Below are 6,000 nucleotides of genomic sequence, written 5' to 3'. Positions count from 1 at the left end.
TTGCTCGACTCGGCCCTCGACCACCTGCTCAACAGGCTGCACAACGTCAACGGAGGCGGCGGCGGGACAGTGGCCATCGAGCGGGCCTTCGCGTACATCGAGTGGGTGCATGAGGCACGTCGACGGCTCTACAACCTCATCCGGCCCGCCGAGCTGGAGCAGCTGCTCGGGCTGCGCAGCTACGAGACCATCCTCGCGGCCACCGTCCCGTTCGGGAGCCCGGGAGGCGAGCGGGTCCTCAACGGCCTGATCTCCACCGAACTCACCGAGCGAGTCACCGTCTTCGAGCAGGCGATCCGTAACCTCAAGGAGCGCGTCGACCAGCTCTACCGCGCCGGCATCCTGGTCGTGCTCGACACCAACGTCTATCTGCACTACCCGCAGGAGCTGCACGAGATCGACCTTCGGCAGGACCTCGGGCTGCGCGAAGAACCGATCCACATCCTGGTGCCGATGGCCGTCGTCGACGAGCTGGACGGCAAGAAGCAACACCAGAACAAGGACACCCGGCGCCGGGCCCGGATGGTCACAGCCAAGATCGAACAAGTGGTCCGGGACGGCGGCCGGCTCCGCGAGCAGGACTACTCACCACTGAACAGCGGTGGCATCCCGCGCGGCGAGATCACCCTAGACGTCGTCTTCGATCCGCCAGGGCACACCCGGCTGTCGATCACCGATGACGAGATCGTCGACCGCGCCGCGACCCTCCAGACCCTGGCTGGCCGCCGCGTCCGCCTGCTCACCTACGACACCGGCATGGCCATGCGAGGACGCAACGCCGGCCTGACGGTGCACAAGCTCCAGCACTTCAGGACCGACGACGCGAGGTAGCTGGGCACGACGCCCGCCAGCCCTCTACCGGCCCGGCGCCTCGGCGGTCACACCCGCCGAGGGGGACCGCGGTGGTGCCGGTGGCGCCTCAGCCGGCCGGCCCGCAGACGTGGCGTCGGCGACAGCGGTCGCGGTCGACTGGGGGAATGCCTGGGCCGCGAGCTTCGCCCCGTGCACGTCCCGATCGACGGGTGCGGCGCCCGCATGACCGGTCTCCGGTCGGTCCCCGGGACCGCTTTTCTCCCTGCCGCCGCCCGTCTCCCGCCACTCGGGGTGCCGGTAAGAAGCGTGTCACCAGCCGCAAACGACGGTGTTCACATCTGCTCGACGTAGCCGGCGGCGATGTCCTCGGGCGGGTTGGTGTAGCGGTGGATATAGCGCTGGGACTGGTGACCGAGCCGGCGCTCGAGCTCGTAGGCGTCGCTGCCGGTGGCCTCAGCGAGGGCGAAGGCGAACGAGTGCCGCAGATCGTGGGGTCGAAGCGGGCTGATGTGCCGGGCCGGGTCGGTGTGCTCGGCGTCGTGCCAGCGGCCGATCTGTTCGCAGATTAGGTTGATCGAGCGCGGGGAGAGCCGGCCGTCGGGGCGGCGGGAGCCGATCGAGGCGGCGGACAGGAACAACGCGGTCGACGTCGGGCTGATGTCGGCTGGGCGTTCATGTTCGAAGTAGTCGGCCAAGGCGATGCGGCCGTCGGCGCCGAGGAACACGGTGCGGCTGGTACCGCCCTTGCCGCGAACGCCGCTGATCTTCGCCTTCTTCGCCGCGCGCAGCGCCTCTGGGGTGTTCGGGGTGATCTGCTCCAGGTCGAGGTTGACCAGTTCCTCGCGGCGCAGACCGGTGCCGAGCAGGGTGTGCACGATCGCGCGGTCGCGCAGGGGCCGGGCGTGGGCGTGCAGTTCGCGGGCCGCGCTGCGGCGTCGGCCTTTGTGCTGGTGGAAGCGGGGTAGCCGGTCGAGGACGTTCTTCAGGGTGCGGATCTGCCCGGGTGTCAGGGCGCGGGGTTCGAGCGGGGGCAGTGGCAGGTCGCCGACCTTCGCGCACGGGTTGCCGTGCGGGAGGGCGGCCGGGTTGTGGGTGCACACCCAGGTGGTGAACCCGGATAGCGAGGCGAGGTGGGTGTTGACCGTCGCTGGGGCCAGGCCGAGCCCGCCGGCGTCCCGGTCGGTGGAGAGGTGGGTACGCCAGGCGACCACTTCGCGATGGACGACGGCGGAGAGCCGGTCGTGGCCGTGGGCGGCGTGGAAGTGGTCGCGGAACCGGGCCAGGTGTAGGGCGATCTTGTCGGCAACCTCGGCCGAGCGGACCCCGCGGACGGCGGCGTCGAGGTAGCGGCCGGCCCAGTCTTCGATCGAGTCCGGGACGGTCAGGCCGCCGATGGGCAGCGGTGCAACCTTTCGTGAGGGCAATCTGCGCCGATCCGGTCGAGGGCTGGGAATCGGTGGTGCTGGCTGCTCCGGTGCGATCACCGGCTCATCGTACGGTTTCCTTCACAGAAGGGGCCTTCCCTGAAGTCGATCGGTCACTCCGCTGTAGGCCCGCCACCGGTTAGCTGGTCGAGCTGCCGACGCAGCTCCGTGGCCTCCTCCGCACGGCCGAGCCCGTCGAGGACATTCGCCAAGGTCTGGTACGCCGCGACCAGCGGCCCGGCGAACACGTCCGGCAGACGCTCGGCGAGTGGCTCGTACAGGCTGATCGCCTCGGTGACCGACTCTAGAGCCTCGGCGTAGTTGGCCTTCACGGTCACGCACACCCACCCGTACGCCCACAGCGACATGGCGAGGTCGGGCAGGTAGGCGGCGGGGTTGGCCTCCGCCAACCGGCGCCGGATCGCCACGGCTTCCTCGGCTGCGGCCAGAGCCTCCTCCCGACGCCCCACCTCGGACAGCTGGACGCCGAGGTTGGTCAACGACATGGCGAGGTCGGGCAGGTAGGCGGCGGGGTTGGCCTCCGCCAACCAGGGGTAGATGCCCATGGCCTCCTCGGTCAGAGCCAGCGCCTCCTGGTGGCGGCCCATCTCGGACAGCCGGGTGCCGAGGTTGGTCAACGATATGGCGAGGTCGGGCAGGTAGGCGGCGGGGTTGGCCTCCGCCAACCGGCGCCGGATCGCCACGGCTTCCTCGGCTGCGGCCAGAGCCTCCTCCCGACGCCCCACCTCGGACAGCTGGACGCCGAGGTTGGTCAACGACATGGCGAGGTCGGGCAGGTAGGCGGCGGGGTTGGCCTCCGCCAACCGGGGGTAGATGCCCATGGCCTCCCCGGTCAGGGCCAGCGCCTCCTGGTGGCGGCCCATCTCGGACAGCTGGACGCCGAGGTTGGTCAACGACATGGCGAGGTCGGGCAGGTAGGCGGCGGGGTTGGCCTCCGCCAACCGGCGGTAGATGCCCATGGCCTCCTCGGTCAGAGCCAGCGCCTCCTGGTGGCGGCCCACCTCGGACAGCCGGGTGCCGAGGCTGTTCACCGATATGGCGAGGTCGGGCAGGTAGGCGGCGGCGTTGGCCTCCGCCAACCGGCGCCGGATCGCCACGGCTTCCTCGGCTGCGGCCAGAGCCTCCTCCCGACGCCCCACCTCGGACAGCTGGACGCCGAGGTTGGTCAACGACATGGCGAGGTCGGGCAGGTAGGCGGCGGGGTTGGCCTCCGCCAACCGGCGGTAGATGCCCATGGCCTCCCCGGTCAGAGCCAGCGCCTCCTGGTGGCGGCCCACCTCGGACAGCTGGACGCCGAGGTTGCCCACCGATATGGCGAGGTTGGGCAGGTAGGCGGCGGGGTTGGCCTCCGCCAACCGGCGCCGGATCGCCACGGCTTCCTCGGTCAGAGCCAGCGCTTCCTCCCGGCGCCCCACCTCGGACAGCTCGATGCCCAGGTTGCCCACCGCTGCGGCGAGGTCGGGCAGGTAGGCGGCGGGGTTGGCCTCCGCCAACCGGCGGTAGATACCCATGGCCTCCTCGGTCAGAGCCAGCGCTTCCTCCCGGCGCCCCACCTCGGACAGCTTGACGCCGAGGTTGCCCACCGCTGCGGCGAGGTCGGGCAGGTAGGCGGCGGGGTTGGCCTCCGCCAACCGGCGCCGGATCGCCACGGCTTCCTCAGCCGGGGCTAGCGCCTCCTGGCGGCGGCCAGCGTTGGCGAGCCGGTAGGCGTGATTGGCGTGCAGATCAGCTTGTTCGGCGGGGTTGGTGGTGTGGGCCAGCCGGTGGGCGGTCAGGGTGGTGGTAATCGCGGCGGCGGCAATGTCGAAGTCGATGTGCCGGTAGGCAGGAAGCAGAGATTCGAGGGCTTGCAGCACGGCCGGATCGATACTAGGAATGCCGGCCAGCCGAGTGACGGTGGCTCCGCCTGCGGCGATCACCTGTTCAGGATGCTCGCGCACGAGTGGGTACAGCACGCTGTTGGCCACGTGCGGCCATCGGCGGGCGGTCTCGACCAGCACGGTGACCGCAGTCGCGCCCCACCCTGTCGGTGGTGCATCCGCGATCATGCCTGTGATCGCGTCGGGTGCCCAGTCGCGTTCCAGTCGGCTGTCGTGACCGGGGGTGGTCAGGGCGATCAGGTCTTCGCCGAGCCGGTCGGGGTGCAGGGGTGCGAACACGGTGCGGGTGTCGGTCGGCGGGTAGCAGATGGTGTGGTCGTCGATGATCTGGTCCGCGGCCTGCGTCGTGTCGGTGAACCCCGCGCAGTTCAGGGCGTGCCGGGCGGCGGCGCGGGGTTGGCTGCCGGTCAGGGTGGCGGCGAGCACCGTGCGGTGCATCATCTCTGGCGGGGTGCGCAGGGGCGCTTCGGCACGAGTGTGTAGGTGCTGCCAGTGGGCCTGTTCACGGCGCAGTAGGTACGCCGAGACCGCGCCGGGATCGGTCGGCGGGGCCTGATGGTGGCGGTAGGCGTCGACTGCGGCCAGCGCGGTCATATGCACGGCCAGGACTTGCCCGTAGCTGGGTGCGGTCAGCTGCGGCACCGGCCAGCCGCCGGCAGGGGGTGTGAGCTCCATCGCGGTGGCGAATCTGTCGGCGGCGGTGGTGAACAGCGTCGACCGGTCGTCGTCGCTGTCGGCGGCCAGCGGCGGCAACGCCATCTGGTCGGTGTCGATATCGAGGTCGCCCTCGGCCCGGTTGGCCACCGCGGGCCACCAGTATCCGTCCGAGCGGGCCAGCATCAGCACCCGCACCCGGGCGCCGGCTCGCGCGTGCAGGTCTCGTAGCTGGGTGAGCAGTGCCAGCAGCGCCGAGGCCGGCCACCGGTCGGCGTAGTCCACCACCGCCAGCACCGCGGTGCCAGGCAGCTCGACCCGGGACACCGGCACGGCACCGGATACCGGGGTCGGGGTATGGGTCACCTTCCACACCGCCCACCCCGCGGCCGCGCACTGGACGGTGACCTCGGCCGCGAGGCGGGTCTTGCCCTGCCCGCCCGCGCCGTGGACCAGACGCGCCGCGACCGGCTCGCCACCGCGTATCCACTCGGCCAGCGCGTCCAGGGTCCGCTCGCGGCCGGTGAACGGCACGACCTGATGGTGGGCCAGCAGCAGGCGGCTCGGCTGCGACCGGGCCTTGGGCACACTCACCGGCGCCGGGGCGCTGTCGGCCGCGCTCACCCGGTAGGGCGGCCGGTCCGGGCTGATGACGGTGACATCCCCGTCGACGTGGGAGATCTGGATGATGTCCCCGAAGACCACACTGCCGGTCACCATCTGACCCGCCGCCGGCTGCGGCCACCACCGGCGGCTCACCGGTCGATGTCCACGTCACCGTCGACATCATCGACCTGCCGCACCGGCCCCGCCGTCCACGACCGCGTCACCGACTGCCCATCCCCGGCCGGTACGCCGTCGGCCGCCGCCCCAGGAGCCGACGGCTGCGGCGTGGCGGGTATGGACGGCGATCCCACGTCCGGTGCCGACGGGCCGAAACGCACGCTGCCGCGGACCCCACGGACCTGGGTCACCCCACCGCCGACGACGCTATCGGCCACCGACTGCCCACCTGCCGCCCGCCGGGCACCGAACACCCCATACGCGGACAGGCCCAGACCAGCCACCGCGACGAACAACCCGAACACGCTGGCGAACTTGTCCGCCCTGTCGAGGGTCTGGACAGCCAGGAACACCCCCAGTGCCGCGACCACTACCCCGACGGCGATCACCACCGCCCACCCACGCATCCGATCACCTTCCGCCAT

General features: G+C 71.2%; 4 protein-coding genes. 1 reads left to right on the top strand and 3 read right to left on the bottom strand.

Annotation, left to right across the window (positions count from 1 at the left end; genetic code table 11):
• On the top strand, nt 1-831 hold an 831-nt coding region (locus ACN268_RS00380; protein ID WP_421481193.1), incomplete at its 5' end, for a PIN domain-containing protein.
• Between the two features lie 314 nt (nt 832-1,145).
• Here ACN268_RS00380 and ACN268_RS00375 read toward each other — a convergent pair.
• The 3 genes from ACN268_RS00375 to ACN268_RS00365 form a co-directional block, all read right to left on the bottom strand.
• Nucleotides 1,146-2,237 (bottom strand): tyrosine-type recombinase/integrase, encoded by a 1,092-nt coding sequence (locus ACN268_RS00375; protein WP_421481135.1) that lies wholly within the window; start codon nt 2,235-2,237, stop codon nt 1,146-1,148.
• Between the two features lie 113 nt (nt 2,238-2,350).
• Nucleotides 2,351-5,551, bottom strand: coding sequence for a tetratricopeptide repeat protein (locus ACN268_RS00370; RefSeq protein ID WP_421481134.1), 3,201 nt, complete (start codon nt 5,549-5,551; stop codon nt 2,351-2,353).
• Nucleotides 5,548-6,000, bottom strand: coding sequence for a hypothetical protein (locus tag ACN268_RS00365; protein ID WP_421481133.1), 453 nt, complete (start codon nt 5,998-6,000; stop codon nt 5,548-5,550). The genes ACN268_RS00370 and ACN268_RS00365 overlap by 4 nt, the downstream gene beginning before the upstream one ends.

It is taken from the genome of Micromonospora sp. WMMD735, assembly GCF_049178995.1.
Lineage (GTDB): Bacteria > Actinomycetota > Actinomycetes > Mycobacteriales > Micromonosporaceae > Micromonospora > Micromonospora wenchangensis.
Note: the sequence above shows the minus strand (reverse complement) of the source record. Positions and strands in the feature narration are given on the sequence as shown.